An 18,192-nucleotide genomic window follows, 5' to 3' on the forward strand; every position below is an offset into this window, starting at 1 on the left:
TGGCTGTTTAAAATGGCATTGGGTATTGTCTAAAAACAGTACCTATATCGGTAAGCGCTTGTTCGCTTAGTTCAATATTAAATGCAGCAATGTTATCTTTTAGCTGGGCCATAGTTGTTGCGCCAATAATTGATGACGATACACCATCCACTTGGTCGCACCATGCTAGCGCCAATTGTGCCGCTGACATTTTATATGTTTTAGCGATTTCTACATATTGGCTTATTGCCTGTTGTGATTGTGGGGTATCACGAAATAAGCCATTGCGTTGCATTAGCGTCCAGCGGCTTCCCTCTGGGCGTGCGCCATTAAGGTATTTACCGCTAAGCATGCCGCCAGCCAGCGGTGACCATGGTAGGTATGCAATATCTTCATGAATACATTGCTCTATTAGATAGGGCCAATCTTTTGCGTGGAGTAGGCTAAATTCATTTTGAATAGAGGCCATGCGCGGTAGGTTATGCTCTTCGCTTAAACGTAAAAACTGACTAATGCCCCACGGTGTGTCGTCAGAAAGCCCACAATGCTTGATTTTACCTGCTTTTACACAGTCATTGAGCCCTTCTAAAATATCGAGCATACCGGCAGTGTGCTGCTCTGTATTGGCGTCACTAAAGCGGATCATACCGGGCCATTGTTTACTAAAATGGGGGGATTGTCTGTTTGGCCAATGTAGTTGGTATAAGTCAATTACGTCGGTTTGTAAGCGTTGTAACGAATTATCAACCGCATTAATGATTGCTTGGCGCGTAATATCGCCGCCATCACGGATCCAAGAAAGACCGTTACCTGCAATTTTAGTTGCCAGTACAATGTCATCACGTTTACTTTTATTACGTGATAACCAGTCGCCAATTATTTGCTCTGTTTTACCGTATGTATCAGGAGTCGGCGGTACGGCATACATTTCAGCCGTATCGATAAAGTTAACGCCTTGCTCTAGAGCATAAGCAATCTGCTCATCCGCATCCGCTTGGGTGTTTTGTACGCCCCAGGTCATGCTTCCTAAGCATACCCGTGACACATTGATACCACTGCGACCTAGTGGGCTATAACGCATAATAAATCCTTATTTTTAATTTAATCTCGTGAATAAGTATGAAGTGCGGCCAATAATGGTTCACTCAATAGCGCTTTTTTACCCGTTTTAAAGTTAAACATGACAACTTGTGAAGAACCTAACGTGGTGACTGCATTTTGCTGTTGGCTAAATACGCTGTAATGCATCATAAAACGATCAGCCTGTATGTCACTAATGGTTACGCCAACCAGTACTGTATCAGGAAATGTTACTGGGCGTTTATACCGTGCATTGTTTTCACTTATTACAGGTCCAATCCCTGTGGTTTGCAAATCTTCTAATAAATTTATTTGATTAAAAAAATCAATGCGGGCAGTTTCGAAGTACCGAAAATAAACGACGTTATTAACATGTTGTAAGGCATCCATTTCACCCCAGGCGACATTAATTTGAGTATGAATAGGGTATTGTTTTATAAATGATTGCATTGACTATGACCCGTAAAAACTAAAAACCTAGGTTAACAATTGCCTGGCGGTAGCTCAAGATAATTAGAATAATGAGGGAAATGTGCTAAGTTTAATGACTAACGTTGACATAAAGAGTCTAGCTGAATTTAAAGGAGATAATAATGAATATACCTACCAACAAAGCTATAAAATGGTTAGCGCTATTGGCGGTAATTTGTTTAGCCTTCGTGTGTTATGCAATGGGGAATGCCTCAGGCGCAATTGCATTGGTGATCCTTGGTTTTGTACTTGAAGGTGCGTTTTGGTTGTTTGGCAGCCGTTTATTTAATCGTAAGAAATCGTCACAAGAAGAATCATCTCCCTCATGACTTGCTAATAGATCAAAGTTAATCAATAATAACTGTTTATTTATACAGTTGTTTGGTTGGGGAAATGAAAAAGTTTATTCATATCGACATGGATTGCTTTTATGCTGCCGTTGAAATGCGAGACAATCCTGCGCTTGCTAACGTGCCATTAGCGATTGGTGGTAATAGCCGCCGTGGCGTGCTTTCTACAGCAAACTATATAGCGCGTGAGTATGGTGTACGTTCAGCTATGTCAAACTACCGAGCCAAACAATTATGCCCAGACTTAGTGATTGTACCAGGGCGAATGCACGTTTATAAACATGCCTCAGAGCAAATACGTGCCGTGTTTCAGCGTTATACAAACCTTATAGAACCTCTCTCTTTAGATGAAGCTTACCTTGATGTTACCGACAGCACGCCATGTCATGGCAGTGCGACTTTAATGGCGCAACAAATACGCGCTGATATTTATGCCGCCACGGGTTTAACTGCATCGGCTGGGATCGCTCCTATTAAATTTATTGCTAAAATTGCCAGTGATGAAAATAAACCAAACGGCCAATTTGTTGTATTACCAGATCAAGTTGATGCGTTTTTAGCTCAGTTACCACTGGGTAAAATACCGGGCGTGGGAAAAGTTACGCTGGAAAAGCTTAATTTAAAAGGGCTATATACAGGCGCCGATGTATGCGCTAAAGGCGTTAATTGGATGCAGCAACATGTGGGGAACTTTGGCGTTTCACTTTATCAAAAATGCGCAGGGCTTCACATTGGCTGTGTATCTACAAATCGTGTGCGTAAATCATTAAGTGTGGAACATACATATGAATATAACAAAACTAATCTACAAGAATGTCTTGAGCAGTTACCGTTATTGTTAGAAGAGTTAACGCGGCGCTTAACTAAGCAAGGTTTAGATCAGCGAATTAGTAAACTGAGTGTTAAAGTAAAGTTTGCCAATTTTGTCGTAACTTCTGCCGATCAAGCCTACCATCAATTAGATAGCAGCATTTTTACCGAGCTATTTAGTAAAGCTTATCAACGTGGTGTACAACAACCCGTTAGGTTACTAGGCATTGGTGTTGGAGTGAAAAGTGAGCCTCAACAGCATGTGCAATTGAGCATATTAGACTAAAGGTTTACAGTCAGCGTTGTTTAAATATTGTTAGTGTAGATGATGGGAGATAAAACATTGTTTTTAAATACGCAATAGTTTGGTTGCTTCCTAATTAATAATAATTTTAACTATAAGAGAGAAGGCTATGCAATCGGTTGTTATTGTACTGCTGGGTATGGTTGGGATGCTTTTTGGCTGGTTTGTTTATTCTAAATTTATCGCCGAGAAGATTTTCAAAATGGATGACAGCTTTGTCACGCCAGCCCATGAACTTGAAGATGGTGTGGACTATGTACCCACTAATAAAGTCGTCCTTTGGGGACATCACTTTACCTCTGTTGCAGGTGCTGCACCTATTGTTGGTCCTGCTATTGCTGTTTACTGGGGCTGGGTGCCTGCGGTTTTATGGGTTGTTTTTGGAACAATATTCTTTGCGGGTGTGCACGATATGGGCGCACTTTGGGCAAGTGCGCGTAACAAAGGTAAATCAATGGGCGCATTGTCTGAAAGCGTGATTGGTAAGCGTACGCGTGCATTATTCATGATTGTGGTTTTTTTAGTGCTACTAATGGTTAACGCGGTATTTGGGGTGGTGATTGCTAAATCATTTATCAGTAGTCCTAATGCTGTTTTTCCTGCTTGGGCCGCAATTGTAGTGGCATTGGTTATTGGCCAGTTATTGCGTAAAAAAGTATCGCTAATACCGCTTTGCTTTATTGGTGTTGGAATTTTGTATTACACTATTTACCTGGGCAGCAGCATGCCAATTTCATTACCTGATGAATTATTTGGTTTAAGCGCAAATGCTAACTGGATTATAATTTTATTTGCCTATGCTGCAATTGCGTCATTGTTACCTGTATGGATGCTATTACAGCCTCGTGACTTTATTAATGGTATGCAACTGCTTGTAGGTTTAGTGCTGTTATATGGAGCCGTATTTATCTCTATGCCAGACATTACGGCGCCGGCGTTTAATACCCAAGTTGCGATGGACACACCCAGTATAATCCCACTGTTATTTGTAACAATCGCGTGTGGCGCGGTATCAGGCTTTCACGGCATTGTGTCATCGGGTACTAGCTCTAAACAGCTTAATAAAGACAAAGATGCCCGTTTTGTGGGTTACTTAGGGGCTGTTGGCGAAGGTATGCTTGCACTTATTACGTTAGTCGCCGTAAGTGGTGTTGCACTGGCTGTATCCCCTGAAGAGTGGCATGAAATATATAGTCACTTAGGAGCTGGCAGTGTAGGTGCATTTGTTAATGGTGGCGCAAACTTAATTGAAAGTGGCTGGGGTATCTCACACGAAATAGCGTCTACTTTACTAGCCGTTATGGTTGTACTTTTTGCTGGTACAACCATGGATTCTGGGGTTCGCTTACAGCGCTATATTATCCAGGAGTGGGGTGATATTTATAATATTAAGATTATAAAAAATGGCGTTATTGCAACGCTGTTAGCTGTCGTTTGCTGCTTGTTATTAGCATTTGGTGCTGGTGGCGCTGATGGAAGTGGCGGTATGATTATTTGGCCATTATTTGGATCAACTAATCAGATTCTTGCAAGCTTAACGTTATTAGTCATTTCTGTGATGCTTATTAAAGCAAACCGTCCAGCTAAGTACACATTGATCCCTATGAGTTTTGTATTAGTGATGGCCTTTTTTGCAGGTGTAATAAAGCTGGGTGAATACTATCAACAAGGTAATTGGTTGCTCGTGACGCTTGATGTTGTGGTATTGATTATCAGTGTATTAGTGATGCTTGAGGCATGGTCTGTAATTGCTAAGCACCGAGCAGAGAGTAAATCAGCAAGTAGTGAATAGATGATTTATTTTACACTGTAACCACAAGTTGCCAGCGGTGTATTAGCTTGTCTCGCTTTGCTGGCAATGGGTACTTAAATAAATGATAATAAGGTCCTATTTTTTGACAACAGGACCTTTTTTATGGCATATCCTCACGCAGTTGCAGCAGCAACATTTGATGACGCAGCACATGATGCGTTAATTATTATCGGTAATGACTTCTCACACTTAGCTGATAGCTCATTAAGCCAGTCAATTGCAGCGCAGATGGCTGTAGATGCACGCATTGGCAAACAAGTTACCCTATTAGTAATCGATTCTAAGCGCGTTATTTTAGCCCCTACGGGTCCGCTTAATCGTGATTACGACGACGTACGCCGTTATTTTGATGCAGCGAAACTTGCGATTAATGAAGCTAAGGCATCAGGCTGCACACAGCCTGCTATTTATTTACCGCAAGCAAGTCAAGAAAGCCGTTATCAATATGCCCTTGAAGTTGCTTATTTAGGTGCTTGCCAAGCCTTGTGGCAACCACTTGAAGCGCGTGAGTTTCATGGTCAAAACATTGAACCAATTACTCAAATTACTTTAATTGGTGCAAATGAAAAAACGGCGAAAGCTGTTGATGCCATGGCCGCTGGCCAATATGCGGCTCGCGATCTATGTGGTACCGAGCCTGAGCGTATGGCGCCACCGCGCTTTGCTGACTACTGCGTTGATTTATTCAAAGGCAGTAATGTGAGTGTTGAAGTGATTTCTGATATCGCAAAAATTGATAAAGATTACCCAATGTTAAGTACTGTTGCGCGTGCATCTTATGCCGTTGAGCGTCATCATCCACGCGTGGTTAAACTTGAGTATATTCCGCAAGGTGATGTTACTCGTACGCTGATGTTTGTTGGTAAAGGCTTGGTTTACGATACAGGCGGTGCAGACTTAAAAGTAGGCGGTTACATGGCTGGTATGAGCCGTGATAAAGGTGGTGCAGCTTCTGTTGCTGGCCTTATGAAATCAGTTGCTGATTTTCAGCCTCAAGGCGTAAAAGTAATTGCCTACTTGGCCGTTGTACGTAATTCAATTGGCTCAGATTGTTTTGTACCAGATGAAATAATTACTAGCCGTGAAGGTGTACGTGTACGTATTGGTAATACGGATGCAGAAGGCCGCCTAGCAATGGGGGATTTACTCAGTGAAATGAAAGATTTAGCTAAAGGCGAAGTGAATCCTGAGTTATTCACTGTCGCCACGTTAACAGGCCACGCTGCACGTGCGATGGGCCCTTACAGCGCGTATGTTGAAAATGGACCAGCACGTGCTGCAAATGTGTCGCGCAAGCTAGCTGATTGTGGTGATTTATGGGCTGATGGCGCAGAAGTTTCGCGTAGTCGCCGTGAAGATTATGACTTTATCAAGCCACGTACACTCGCTGATGATGTGCTTTCAAGTAATAATGCAGCTTCAGCTGTCACAGCCCGTGGGCACCAGTTCCCGATGGCATTTTTAGCTGTTGTTGGTGGCCTTGATAAACACGGTACTGATTCTGCAGAGCCAATTCCATACGTTCACATGGATATTGCTGGCAGTGGTGTTGAAGGTGGTGACTGGCAGCATGGTAAACCAACTGCGGCGGGCTTAAGTAGCTTATTCGCACGCTATTGCCTATAATATTCACAATTATACAAAAAAGCCTCGTTTGATAATGTAACGGGGCTTTTTTGTGTCTATTTATTTAGAGGGAGTCCATATAAGAGCCTAGAACTAATCAAGTTTAAATCGGTTAACGACCTCGGTAAGAGCTTGACTGCTGCGCTTTAAGTTATCACTCGCGCCAGAGAGTTGCGATGTGTTAGCTAGAGATTGTTCAGTTGATTGCGATAATTCACCAATGCGTAAATTCACCTCATCTGCAGCACTTGATTGTTGCTCAGTAGCACGAGCGATCTGGCCGTTCATATCGGTGATCACTGATACTAAACGCTCAATCTCACTTAGCGATATGTTGGCTGTTTCTGCTTGCTGCACTGTATTTGTTGATAACTGCCGACTTGCGGTCACGGCATCAACAGCCGCTTGTGCGCCTGTTTGCAGTTTGGCTATCATAGCCTGAATCTCATCGGTACTTTTACCTGTGCGGCTAGCGAGAGTACGAACTTCATCGGCAACCACCGCAAAGCCACGACCTTGCTCTCCTGCGCGAGCTGCTTCAATTGCTGCATTTAAGGCAAGTAAATTGGTTTGTTCAGCAATTCCTCTGATCACATCAAGTACAGAGCCAATATTGTTAGTTTCTTGCGCTAAATCAGCAGTTACTTGGCTGACCGTTTCAATGTTTTTGGATAAAGTTTCGATGGCTTGGATTGTTTTAGCAACCACATTTTTACCGTCAGATGCGTTGCTTGCGGCTTGTGATGCTGCTTGCTCGGCAGCTTCCGCATTACGGCTTACATCATGTATTTGGTGGGTCATTTGCTCCATTGCAGTAGCAACTTGGGTTGAGCTATCGTTTTGTAACTCTATAAATGAGTGGTTTGTTTTACTGGCATCGTCTACGGTGTGAGCATGCTGGTTTACTTCATTTGCATTATGAGCGACTTGCTTGAGTGACTCGCGCATTTTTTTTGTATACAAGTTGAAGTAACGAGATAGGCGTGATACTTCATCATTGCCACTTTCATCCAGTGTTTGGGTTAAGTCGCCTTCACCTTGAGATATGTCTTTCATCATATCGGCTGCAAGCTGCGTAGGACGTAAAATGCTGCGACCAATAAAATAACTTAAACTAATTAACAATATAATAATGATGCTGGCATTAATAATCATTAGGCTTTTTAATGAAGCGAACGACTCATCAATTGTATCGATATACACACCCGATCCAATAATCCATTGCCAAGGCGTAAAGCCTTTTACATAAGCAATTTTATCAACGGGTTTATCTTTACCTGGTTTGGGCCATTTGTAAGGGACATAGCCACTGTCATGTTGTTTTACAATATTAACCATTTCAACAAACAGACGCGTACCATCAGGATCTTTTGTTTCAGATAGCGATTTACCGTTTAACTGTGGTTTTATTGGGTGCATAACCATCGCTGGTTGAAAGTCATTAATCCAGTAGTAGTTACTGTCGTCATAACGCATAGCAGCAATGGTTTCTAGTGCTCTAGCTTGTGCTTGAGATTCGCTCAGAGAGTTATTGAGCTGCAATGAGTGATAATGCACAATAATACTATGGGCAGTCTCGACTAGATTTTTAGTTTTTATATATTGCTCAGTTTTGAGCGAACTATATTGCTGAGCGAGGCTGGTGACACTTAATAGTATTAACCCAACGACTACGACACCGACAAGCATAGCCAAACGCTGAAAAATTGTAAAGCGACGTAGATACGACATAGTACTTCCTTAGTTAGGCCGCAATTATTGCGAGTACTATTAAGCGTAGTAAAAAAAGAGTAGAAATCTAGTTAAGGTATTCTTTTCTTAATCGAATCAAGGGTTTTATAGCGTTTATTATTAAACATAAAAAAGGCTGATTTTACAATCAGCCTTTAGTTATTAAATTACTAATACGTTTTATTTAACATCAAAATGACGATTAAAGAAGCTGGTAATGGTTTGGTGCAAATGTGTTTGCACATTTTTACCACGAAGGCTGTGTTTTGAGCCTGGGTAGGTCATCATTTCAAACTGCTTTTCGTTATCTTGTAATTGCTTAAATAACTTTGTTGCATGCGTAAACAGCACGTTGTCATCAGCCATACCGTGATAAATCATTAATGGACCTTTTAAGCCATCTGAATATGGGAATACAGCGCTGTCCGTGTAGCCTTTTGCATTAGTGTTTGGGTGGCCTAAATAACGCTCAGTATAGTGAGTATCATATAATGCCCAATCAGTTACTGGCGCGCCCGATACACCTGCTTGAAAGTAATCACCGGCTTTAAACATGGTCATTAGCGCCATGTAGCCGCCGTAGCTGTGACCATAAATACCAATACGTTGTGGGTCTACATAATCAAGCGTTCGTAAAAATTCAACGCCTTTAATTTGGTCTGCCACTTCTACAACACCCAAGTTTTTATAAATAGCGTCTTCAAACTTTTTACCTCGATTGTACGAGCCTCGGTTGTCTAATTGAAAAATGACATAGCCTTGTTGCGCCATATATTGGAAATACAGGTTTTTACTGCGCCAGCTATTAGTAACACGCTGTGCATGGGGACCGCCGTACACATTAACAATAACAGGGTGTTTTTTGCCATTGCTAAGATCACTTGGTTTGAATAAGCGATAATGCATTATTTGGCCATCTTCAGCTTTTAATGTGCCGTATTCTGGCTCAGCAAGGTCAGCTAGGTAAGGTGTAAGAGGGTGGTTTTTATCAAGCTTATTTTCTTCAAGCCACGTAATAAACTCACCGTTTACTTTACGCAGTGCAGCAGAGTTTGGTTTTTTTACAGACGAGCTATTATCAATAAAGGTTTTGTTGTCTTTTGCCAGTACAACTTTATGGTATGCACCTTGTTCAGTGATACGTTTAATATTACCTTTTTTAAATAATGGTACGCTGTATAAATGACTTTCAAGCGGCGTGTCTTTTCTGCCTGCAAAATACACGACACCTTTTTTCTCATCAACCCCTTTTAGTCCATCTACAACCCATTCGCCATCTGTAATTTGACGAACTAATTTACCGTTGGTACGGTACAAGTATAAATGTTTAAAGCCGTTACGCTCTGATGCCCATACAAAATGTTTTTTATCGTTTAAGAATTGCAGGTCAAAATGCAGGTTGATCCAGGTATCACTGGTCTCGGTCAATGCAACTTTTTGATTCTTGGTCTCGCTGTTATAAAAACGCAGTTCTAGTTTTTGCTGAGAACGATTTTGCCATTGGTAAGCAAGAGTTTTATCATCTTTTAGCCAATTAGCACGGGCGATATAAATATCTTCGTCTTTGCCTAAATCAATCCAATCAACGGCTTGATCATTGAGGGATACGACGCCCAATTGGATTTTAACGTTGTTAGTCCCTGTAAATGGGTAGCGTTGGTTAAACAACTTAACTTCTTCTGCGTAAATTTCGTTACGGATCGCTTCTTTTACTGGGCTTTCGTCAATGCGAGTAAAGGCAATTTTAGATTCATCACCCGACCACCAGTAACCCGTCATACGGCTCATTTCTTCCTGCGCAACAAACTCAGCCATGCCGTTTTTGATTACGCCGCCGCCATCTTTGCTAAGCTGAATTTCTTTACCAGATGTAAGATTTAACGCATACAAGTTTTGTTCACGAATAAAGGATACAAAATTACCTTTAGGTGAAAAGCGTGCGTCCGTTTCAAATGTATCGGTATCGGTTAATTTGCGGCTTTTTGCTGAGGCTAAATCATAGTAATACAAATCACCATTGAGTGGGAAAAGCAGCGCTTTACCATCTTTAGACCATTTATATTCTAATATACCTTTGCCAAAAATACGTTGACGTTCACGGCGTGCTTTTTCTTCATCAGAGAGGTTTTCTGGGCCTGAAAATAACTGTGCAGAGTCAACTAATACACGATTAGATTTATCTTTTAAATTGTATTCCCATAAATCGTAACGGTTGTAGTCATCTACCTTACCTTGCAAGTAAGTAACGCGACTGCCGTCAGGCGAGAATTTAAGTTGTACGGGCGCTTTGCCTGCTAAACTAGGGTCATCAAAGACACGCTCTAACGTCAGTGGTTCGGCCTGGACTGTAATGGCTGTTGCTACTAGAGGTAGCAAGTATGAGAGGTGTTTAATTTTTTTTAACACGTATTTACCTTCGCTCGAATAAAAACTGCAATGATGGTAAAGCCAAGCGTGGGCAACTGCAACTAAATGCTATAAAGTAGCGAAAATGCACTGTGTTTAATTTAAAAGGAATAAAAATGACGGTTGAATTTTCTTTGGCCCCAGAGTTTGTGCGCGATTGTATAGAGGTTGCTGATTGGCCATTGTGCAAAGTGTTGCTAATGAACGACAGCCAATACCCATGGTTTATTTTAGTGCCTCGTCAGGCTGGTTTAAAAGAAAGTATCGATTTGAGTGATGATGATCAAATTCTGCTGATGAAAGAATCAGCGAAACTTAGTCGCTTACTTCAAAGCATATTTAATCCAGATAAACTTAACGTTGCAGCGCTTGGTAATATGGTGCCACAGCTACATATCCACCACATTGCACGTTTTAAAACAGACGTTGCGTGGCCTGCGCCTGTGTGGGGGAAGTTTTCAGCTGTGCCTTATAGTGATGCGCAAATTACACTCTTAAAAGAGCACTTTTAGGTGTTTTAGTGTTGCTTGTTATTTTGGTTGTTTTAATGATGGTAATGCTTGTTGCTAAGTATAAATATTATCAGTTAGTAGAAACGTTTGAACCAGCTATTTGGCAACAACTAGGTTCACCGCGTTGGCTGAAAGTGCCTTTCGTTTTTATTTCAAAACAGGGTAAACAGTATTTATCAGAAATTACTCACCCAAAGGTATGCCAGCGAGAAAAGCAGTATCGGATCACCCTTATTTGTTAATCACAGTGTTAACTATCAGCATGCTTTATTTTAAGTATGTGTAACAGCGCAACTTGAGTTCTGGTTAAATATAAAACCGCCGCAGCGGTTTTATATTTACAAAGCCTAGGTTTAGTTTAACCCTAATACAGCTTTACCTTGTTTAAAGGTTACATCTACCGGGATATTTGCTTGGCTGAGTTTTTCTAAGTCTTTAGCAAGCTCAGTTTTGATATCACCGTGGGTCGCAATTAGCTGGTCCACTTTTTGGTAATCACCATCACCTTGCAGAGTTAAAATTAAGCTAGATAATTTGGCCATCGCCAGGCCCATTTTTTCCATGTTTACGCTATAAAGACCTTGCTCGTTTTTAGAAAATGCACCTTCTTGGGCGAAAAAGTTAAAACGGATCATATTGGCTTTACCGTGAGCGCTTGATGCACCAAAGCGTACTGAGCGGAAGATGCCAGCCATAAAGGTTGTGTAATAATCTTCTAAAGTCCCTTCAGTGATTTCGCCTTTTTTAAGTAACTGTTCAACCATATACAAACCTAGTATATCGGCTTTACCTTCTTCTAATGCGCTGGCGTGTTCTTGCAATGATTGGCGTACAGTGCCTTTATTTGTGATGGTGTTTTTTATGCCCAAACCATGTGCTACTTCATGGAACATTGTATTAGCAAAAAATGCATCAAAAGTAATGTGTTTACGCTGCTCAGGCACAATGAGTTGCTGTGCAATTGGTACTAAGATTTTGTCGAATTTTGCACGCATTGCATTTTTAAGTTGCAGGCGACGCGTGCCTTTTTCTAGTTGCACTTGTTCGTCATTTGGTAAATTGATAGCAATTGTTTTACTGCCCGCATTGGAGTGGCCTGCGTAGTAAACAACGTCGTAGGCATTTAAGTCCGCGTCAGAGCCGGGTACTTCTTGCTTGTATTTAGCATCAACGGGTAAATCTTTTTGTAACTCAGGTAAAAATGCGGCAAATTTTGCTAGACGCTCAGACCATGCTAAATCTTTAACTAATACGTAAGACTCAAACGCTGCGCGAGAGCCAAATAATTGGTCTTCGTAGGTTTCAATTGGGCCGATAACGACATCAATCGGGTTATTCTTCATGTCCATCCAAGCAAAATCTGATGCTTGGTATTCATCATTTAAAAGGGCATCCGCACGTAAGTTGAGGTAGTTTGCAAATTCTTTGTCATCTGCAAGTTTACTTGCTTCACGTAATAAAGACGCTGTTTTTTCAAGTGCTTGTGCATACTCAATAGAGTAAGCGACGCTGTATAGCTTGCCATTTTCATCACGTTTAATGATTGAGTACAGGCCATTTTTGTCTGTAACGCTTGAGTTATTAAGCTCTTCTTTGGTCATATCTGCTGGGTAAAACTGTGCACCAGCACTCTTTTCTTCATAGCGAGATAGAAATACTTGGTCACCATTTAAACGATCCCATGGGCCATAGTTTATATCAGCAAATTTTTGTACTTTTGGGTCGTTTATTTTAGCTAAAAATACGGCTTTATCTTCACCAAAGGCTTGGCGCCAAAAAAGGTCATCCATAATTTTAGATGCATCAATTAGCTTTGCTACCATGGCTTGTTGATTTGTACTAAGGTGAGATAAGTCTGTGGTAAGCGTGAAATCAGTGTAGATATCTAAGCGATTTTCCTCAGCGTTAACTAACTGTGTTACATCAGCATGTGTTGTTTTGGTTTTTTCTGCTGTTTGTGTGGTTGTTGCTTGCTCAGAACATGCACCAATAAAAACGCTACTGGCGAGAATAAGTGCTTGGCTAATTTTATTGAGAGTCATTATGTTGCCCATTAAAAGTGTGTTTAATTTTTGTCTCTGCTAAAAGGAGACTAACGCTTACTTGTTATGTCAGCATTAAAGCAAACCTTGAGCGTAAATAGCAAGCTTACCGAATCATTCGCCGTTACTTCTGAAAGAGTAAAACCGCTAGAATAAATAAATTAAGATAATTTCTTTGTTTTTTCTTAACTTTAGCGGCAAGTTAGACAATACTGTATCTATAATAAACAAACATTCCATGGTTTAGATATATTAAAAACCAATACAGAAGGATGGCACATCTATGTCAACAGAAAACGCACTACTGACCATTTTGGTCGATCGAATAAATAATGACACCTTGGTTTTACCAACTTTGCCAGAGATTGCTGTACGTGTTCGTCAAGCTGCAGATAATCCGGATGTAAATTTAGCGCAAATGGCTGATGTAATATCTCATGATCCCGCTTTGGCTGCGCGGATGATAAAGGTTGCAAATAGTGCGTTTATGGGGCGTTCGGTTAAGGTTTCTAATATCAATCAGGCCGTTACTCGCATTGGTTTAAGACAAATTAAAAATATTGCGACAGCAATGGCAATGGAACAACTGTTTGTTTCAAACAATGAATTAATAAAAGGTTACATGGATAAAGCATGGCAAAAAACCTTAAAAGTTGCATGTCATTCAATTACGCTAATGGAGTTTTTTCTTAAAGAGAATAAGCAAACGTCATTAAATCGCGATACGATTACATTAGCGTCATTAGTTTATAATATTGGTGTATTGCCTATTTTAACAGAAGCTGAGCGTCACCCTGAAGTATTTGCTAATCCGAGTTTTTTAGCTCATGCAATCCAAAAACTCAGTGGTAAAGTCGGTGGTGCTATTATGCGCGCATGGGATTTTACAGATGAATTTGTTGAAGTGTCAGAAAGTTGGGCAAATCCTAATTATCGACCTGAAAACATAAGCTATGTAGATTTTATTCGCATTGGTGCGATCATGGAAGGGATTTTACAAGTGTCGGATAAATCAGCTGCTTTACAAATGTATATTGATAAAGGTGTTATTTCATCAACTGATATTTTCTCAAGTGATGACTATTATAAAATGCTTGATGATGTGAAATCTGTATTTAGTTAATTATTACGAAAAAAGCGCCTCGGCGCTTTTTTTGAAAATCAAACTCTAGGCTAAGTCTTCAACGTCGCCTAAACCTTGTGTTAGTTCTTCTAGTAGTAATTTAATTTCTTCTGAAGCAAGAATAAAATCAGCGTCTAGTTTTACTAACATATCTTCTTTTGGTATATCAGCATTTTCTTCTTTGAGTGTATCTGAGTAGCTTAAGCGTTTAATTGAACCGTCATTTTGTAACATGAATTTAAGACGTTCTTGCCAATCAAGCGCAAGCTTAGTGACACGCTTACCACTTTCTAAGTGTGATTTTACTTCATCACATGCAAGGTCGTGGCCTTTAAGTTTAACTTGTGCACCACTGTCATCTGCTTCTTCTAACTCGGCGTCTGAGCCAATTGCAAAGCCCTCAGGCGTACTAAAGTTGGTTAGCCAGTCAGTTAAAAACACATCTAAGTCATAGTTAGCAAAAGCAGGGACGACAGGTAATGTACCCAGAGACTTGCGAAGTAATGCTAATAGCTCTTCAGCTTTATTGAAACTGCCGCTGTTAACGACTACCCAACCATTTTCTTGGTCGATAAAGGCAAACTGTAAGCTCGATTTTTTAAATGCTTGCGGCAATAAGCTATGCAGGATATTTTCTTTGAGCTCATCTTTCTCTTTTTTCTTAACTGGGCGATTTTCTTCAGCTTCGATCAGCTCAATTTTTTCTGCAACCATATCGTTGATCACAGCGGCCGGAAGTACTTTTTCTTCACGCTTAGCGCAGACTAAAATACTTTTTTGCGAAAAGTGAGAAAGGGTATCCCCGTGCTTACCAAAGGCTTTGGTCCAGCCAAATGTGCTTAAATCTTGGCTACCGCAAGGGCGAAATAGGTCCTGCTCTAACGCTTTGTCAAAGTCTTCTTGAGTATACGAAACGTCTTGTTTAAAGCGATAACAAATAAGGTTACTAAACCACATAGGTTGATTGATCCAATTGGTAAATTTGTTCAATCATAGCAATAAAAATCGGATGTCGAAATGACTGATTTAGCTAATGCTTAGCAATTGAGCAAAGCATTAGCTAAATATAAGAAGAAGTAACTTAAAAGGGTTTTAACTGAGGCCAGTTGACTTTTTAGGATTGAAATATGTTCAATCTACAGGCGATTTAATCTCAGTATGAGGTTTAACGGGCTAAGTAAAATAGAGCAAAGCTTCCTCGTTTGCTCATTTCCTTTACCTACATCCATTTAGGTAACAAAGAGTTAATCGCCTCTAGGAAGAACCCTTTGGGCAGCGCATGTTTGGAATTTATACTGCGTCGTTATCGCCTATTTATAAGGAACAACCACACAGCATAGGCGCTGCCTAGCCTAAATACCAAACATACTGGTGTAAAATTAATCACAAAAGGTCAACACGCCCTAATCTAATTACTAAAAATTGACAGTGGCTTTGGCATGTTTTTGGGGAAACTGATCACATAGCTTAAGCCATTACCCGGTGAGCTTGTTGCATCAATTTCACCACTGAGAGTCTGTTTTACTAAATTAAATGTAATGTGGGTACCTAAGCCGCTGCCACCTTGTTCACGTTTTGTTGTAAAGAAAGGGTCGAAAAGTTTTTCGAGTTGCTGTTCTGTAACGCCATTGCCGTTATCGTTAAAGTTGATAATTACATTATCGTCATCATCTTTAATATCAATATTAATAACGCCATTTGTAATGCCTTCAAACCCATGGATCAGGGAGTTCATTATTAAGTTTGTAAAAATTTGGCTGATCGCGCCTGCGGGTAAATTCAAGGTCAAGCTTTCTGGGCAATCTAAATTAATATGATGCGTGGTATTTTTAATTTTAGGATGCAAAGAGCGGATCACTTCACCTAAATACTCTTTAAAATTAATCGTCCTAACAGCTTCACTGGCTTGATCCACCGCGATTTGTTTAAAACTAGCCACTAATTCAGATGCGCGATCTAAATTAGTGGTTAATAAACTGGTGCTTTGCTTGGCATCATTAATGAACTCTTCAAGTGCTTTTGGCGAGAGGGTTTTATTTTTATATGCATTTTCGATTTGTAATAACCGTTCTTGTAAAAAAGACGTGGCGGTTACACCAATCCCCACTGGTGTATTGATATCATGCGTGATCCCGGCAACTAAACCACCTAGCGCAGCCATTTTTTCAGAGCCTACTAGGCGCTCCTGAGCTATATTTAGTTCATCTACATAACGCTGTAATTCTGTTTGTTTGGTAAGTAACTCATGCTCGGTATGACGACGTAGATCAATTTCTTCGGTAAGTGTTAACTTTTGCTTTTCGAGTTCATATTTTTGCTGCTGTAAATCCATCATTGCTTGACTCAGGTTTGAAGTTTTACGTGCAACTTCTTGTTCAAGTTGTAGGTTTTGCTGATCAAGTTTTTCGTTACTTAGAATGAGTTCTTTTTGTGTATGCTCGAGTTCTTGGCGATACTGCACAACTTTATCAATGAGTTTATTAAATGATTGCTCCATTACTTTTAGTTCATTGTGTTCTGTTGTTTCTATTTCAATATGTTGGCCTTCAAGATCGTTGAGTTCAAGGTCTTCAATTTGCTCTGTCAATTGCGCAAGTGGTTCGGTAAGCAATTTTCTAAATGCCATTAAAAACAAGATGATCAAAAAGGTTGTTTTGATCATTGCGTTGCCAATTAGAAAATAAATTGACAGCATAATACGGCTAAATACAACTTCGCGGCTGGAAAATAAAGTCACGTCGCCTACTTGCGTGGCTCGGCCTGAAAACTCAAAAATTAATGGGAAAGTGTACCCAAATAAACCGGATGGGGTGTCTTCAATAATTGCTTCTTCTTGAACCAGCTGCTGGCTGTATAATTCTCGGATATCAAGAGAACGACCTAATTGAGAAATAATCTCGCCGCTATCGTCACGCACTATAATGCCTTCAATCATAGGAATAGCGAGTAAACCTTCGGCTGTGGTGATTGTTTGTTTAGTGTTTAGCTCCCAGATAGCACGCGTTAAACTGCGACTAAATGTTTTTTGTAGCGTAGTCAGTTCATCACGAATGTAATCTTTAGTATTTACATATTCAGCAATTACTTGTCCGCATGTGACAACAAAAGTCAGCAAAAAATAGACGGATAAAACGCTTGTTAGCAGCTTTTTAGATAGGCTTTTTTGTAGCATGGATTTCCCATAGCTCCTTTATTCATCATTTAATACCCAAGCAGCGAGTACATTCATCTGTAAAGTTAGCTAATAAACGCCTAAAAATAAATAAAATAATCTACTTTTCCTCAACAAATTTATTCATTTTTCTTTTTTTAGCAAAAACTTATGTTTATTTCACCGGAATGATTGTGTTATAAAATCACTATATTGCTGTTAGAGTAATGTTTCTTAGTTACTGAGAACCCACCCGTCATTTATAACCATGTGAGCTAGTAGTTAATAGTATGAATTTCTCTGTATTAGTATGTGATGATTCAACAGTAGCACGTAAACAAGTCGTGCGATGTATAAATGAATGCCTAAGCGCAAATATTATGCAGGCAAAAAATGGCCGAGAGGCATTGGAATTAATGCAAATTCATAGCTTTGATTTATTGTGTCTTGATTTAACTATGCCAGAAGTTGACGGTGTTCAGGTGCTTGAATGCATTAAAAAAAGCAGTATTGAATGTTTTGTTCTCGTTATATCTGCGGATATTCAGGCTGAAATGAAACAGCGAGTCGCTAATTTAGGGGCTATCGATTTTATAAATAAGCCAATAGATAAAGTAAGGCTTAATGAAATATTGCATAAATTTGGCATTCATTAGAGCTCTTTATAACCAAATGGCATAATTTATCTTTTTATGTGGGGTTGACAGAATAGCCTTGTTTAAGGCAGTCTAAAGGCTATGAAAATAAATACAAACGTACTGACCATTATTATTACAACCACCATTCTTACTGGA

Annotated in this window: 15 protein-coding genes; 8 read left to right on the plus strand and 7 right to left on the minus strand. The window is 40.0% G+C overall.

The features are described from left to right. Window positions 1-7: 7 nt before the first annotated feature. Window positions 8-1,060, minus strand: coding sequence for an aldo/keto reductase (locus HJP15_RS11185; RefSeq protein WP_169326795.1), 1,053 nt, complete (start codon window positions 1,058-1,060; stop codon window positions 8-10). A gap of 20 nt (window positions 1,061-1,080) precedes the next feature. Beyond that, window positions 1,081-1,509, minus strand: coding sequence for an acyl-CoA thioesterase (locus HJP15_RS11190; RefSeq protein ID WP_054206173.1), 429 nt, complete (start codon window positions 1,507-1,509; stop codon window positions 1,081-1,083). A gap of 143 nt (window positions 1,510-1,652) precedes the next feature. Between HJP15_RS11190 and HJP15_RS11195 the strand changes: the two genes are divergently transcribed. The 4 genes from HJP15_RS11195 to HJP15_RS11210 all read left to right on the plus strand — a co-directional run bounded on the left by HJP15_RS11195 (window position 1,653) and on the right by HJP15_RS11210 (window position 6,433). After that, window positions 1,653-1,859, plus strand: a complete 207-nt coding sequence (locus HJP15_RS11195; RefSeq protein ID WP_054206172.1) for a hypothetical protein — start codon at window positions 1,653-1,655, stop codon at window positions 1,857-1,859. Window positions 1,860-1,923: 64 nt separating this feature from the next. Beyond that, a complete protein-coding gene (gene dinB / locus HJP15_RS11200; protein ID WP_170173794.1) occupies window positions 1,924-2,976 on the plus strand; it encodes a DNA polymerase IV in 1,053 nt (350 codons plus the stop codon). Window positions 2,977-3,103: 127 nt separating this feature from the next. Continuing rightward, window positions 3,104-4,786 (plus strand): carbon starvation CstA family protein, encoded by a 1,683-nt coding sequence (locus tag HJP15_RS11205; RefSeq protein WP_170173795.1) that lies wholly within the window; start codon window positions 3,104-3,106, stop codon window positions 4,784-4,786. A 123-nt stretch (window positions 4,787-4,909) separates the two neighbouring features. Beyond that, on the plus strand, window positions 4,910-6,433 hold the full coding sequence (locus tag HJP15_RS11210; protein ID WP_054206169.1) for a M17 family metallopeptidase: 1,524 nt from the start codon (window positions 4,910-4,912) through the stop codon (window positions 6,431-6,433). A 93-nt stretch (window positions 6,434-6,526) separates the two neighbouring features. Here HJP15_RS11210 and HJP15_RS11215 read toward each other — a convergent pair whose 3' ends face one another. After that, complete coding sequence (locus tag HJP15_RS11215; RefSeq protein WP_054206168.1) at window positions 6,527-8,164, minus strand: methyl-accepting chemotaxis protein; 1,638 nt, start codon at window positions 8,162-8,164, stop codon at window positions 6,527-6,529. Between the two features lie 180 nt (window positions 8,165-8,344). Continuing rightward, window positions 8,345-10,570 carry a DPP IV N-terminal domain-containing protein gene (locus tag HJP15_RS11220; RefSeq protein WP_170173796.1) on the minus strand — a complete coding sequence of 742 codons (2,226 nt, stop codon included), beginning with the start codon at window positions 10,568-10,570 and terminating at the stop codon, window positions 8,345-8,347. A gap of 116 nt (window positions 10,571-10,686) precedes the next feature. On the opposite strand from HJP15_RS11220, the gene HJP15_RS11225 reads away from it, so the two are divergent. Together HJP15_RS11225 and HJP15_RS11230 are read left to right on the plus strand one after the other, a co-directional pair. Beyond that, entirely contained in the window at window positions 10,687-11,082 is a 396-nt protein-coding gene (locus tag HJP15_RS11225) for an HIT domain-containing protein (RefSeq protein ID WP_054455245.1), read from the plus strand. Window positions 11,083-11,090: 8 nt separating this feature from the next. After that, window positions 11,091-11,324, plus strand: coding sequence for a hypothetical protein (locus HJP15_RS11230; protein WP_054206165.1), 234 nt, complete (start codon window positions 11,091-11,093; stop codon window positions 11,322-11,324). 111 nt (window positions 11,325-11,435) lie between these two features. Here the strand turns inward: HJP15_RS11230 and HJP15_RS11235 are convergent, their stop codons facing one another. Then, complete coding sequence (locus tag HJP15_RS11235; protein ID WP_170173797.1) at window positions 11,436-13,124, minus strand: DUF8614 domain-containing protein; 1,689 nt, start codon at window positions 13,122-13,124, stop codon at window positions 11,436-11,438. 283 nt (window positions 13,125-13,407) lie between these two features. Here HJP15_RS11235 and HJP15_RS11240 point away from each other — a divergent pair, with 283 nt between their 5' ends. Further along, entirely contained in the window at window positions 13,408-14,247 is an 840-nt protein-coding gene (locus HJP15_RS11240; protein ID WP_054206163.1) for an HDOD domain-containing protein, read from the plus strand. A 45-nt stretch (window positions 14,248-14,292) separates the two neighbouring features. Here HJP15_RS11240 and rdgC read toward each other — a convergent pair whose 3' ends face one another. Together rdgC and HJP15_RS11250 are read right to left on the minus strand one after the other, a co-directional pair. Then, complete coding sequence (gene rdgC, locus HJP15_RS11245; protein ID WP_054206162.1) at window positions 14,293-15,204, minus strand: recombination-associated protein RdgC; 912 nt, start codon at window positions 15,202-15,204, stop codon at window positions 14,293-14,295. 451 nt (window positions 15,205-15,655) lie between these two features. Continuing rightward, complete coding sequence (locus HJP15_RS11250) at window positions 15,656-17,419, minus strand: sensor histidine kinase (RefSeq protein WP_170173798.1); 1,764 nt, start codon at window positions 17,417-17,419, stop codon at window positions 15,656-15,658. Between the two features lie 269 nt (window positions 17,420-17,688). On the opposite strand from HJP15_RS11250, the gene HJP15_RS11255 reads away from it, so the two are divergent. After that, window positions 17,689-18,054: a response regulator gene (locus HJP15_RS11255; protein WP_170173799.1), complete on the plus strand. Its 366-nt coding sequence runs from the start codon at window positions 17,689-17,691 to the stop codon at window positions 18,052-18,054. The last annotated feature ends 138 nt before the right edge of the window (window positions 18,055-18,192 follow it).

Source organism: Pseudoalteromonas sp. NEC-BIFX-2020_002 (assembly GCF_013002825.1).
Lineage (GTDB): Bacteria > Pseudomonadota > Gammaproteobacteria > Enterobacterales > Alteromonadaceae > Pseudoalteromonas > Pseudoalteromonas neustonica.

Coding starts and splice junctions, on each gene's coding strand:
- rdgC (WP_054206162.1), bottom strand. CDS start 15,204: ATGTGGTTTAGTAACCTTATTTGTTATCGCTTTAAACAAGACGTTTCG.
- HJP15_RS11255 (WP_170173799.1), top strand. CDS start 17,689: ATGAATTTCTCTGTATTAGTATGTGATGATTCAACAGTAGCACGTAAA.
- dinB (WP_170173794.1), top strand. CDS start 1,924: ATGAAAAAGTTTATTCATATCGACATGGATTGCTTTTATGCTGCCGTT.
- HJP15_RS11195 (WP_054206172.1), top strand. CDS start 1,653: ATGAATATACCTACCAACAAAGCTATAAAATGGTTAGCGCTATTGGCG.
- HJP15_RS11235 (WP_170173797.1), bottom strand. CDS start 13,124: ATGACTCTCAATAAAATTAGCCAAGCACTTATTCTCGCCAGTAGCGTT.
- HJP15_RS11205 (WP_170173795.1), top strand. CDS start 3,104: ATGCAATCGGTTGTTATTGTACTGCTGGGTATGGTTGGGATGCTTTTT.
- HJP15_RS11215 (WP_054206168.1), bottom strand. CDS start 8,164: ATGTCGTATCTACGTCGCTTTACAATTTTTCAGCGTTTGGCTATGCTT.
- HJP15_RS11225 (WP_054455245.1), top strand. CDS start 10,687: ATGACGGTTGAATTTTCTTTGGCCCCAGAGTTTGTGCGCGATTGTATA.
- HJP15_RS11210 (WP_054206169.1), top strand. CDS start 4,910: ATGGCATATCCTCACGCAGTTGCAGCAGCAACATTTGATGACGCAGCA.
- HJP15_RS11240 (WP_054206163.1), top strand. CDS start 13,408: ATGTCAACAGAAAACGCACTACTGACCATTTTGGTCGATCGAATAAAT.
- HJP15_RS11190 (WP_054206173.1), bottom strand. CDS start 1,509: ATGCAATCATTTATAAAACAATACCCTATTCATACTCAAATTAATGTC.
- HJP15_RS11250 (WP_170173798.1), bottom strand. CDS start 17,419: ATGCTACAAAAAAGCCTATCTAAAAAGCTGCTAACAAGCGTTTTATCC.
- HJP15_RS11185 (WP_169326795.1), bottom strand. CDS start 1,060: ATGCGTTATAGCCCACTAGGTCGCAGTGGTATCAATGTGTCACGGGTA.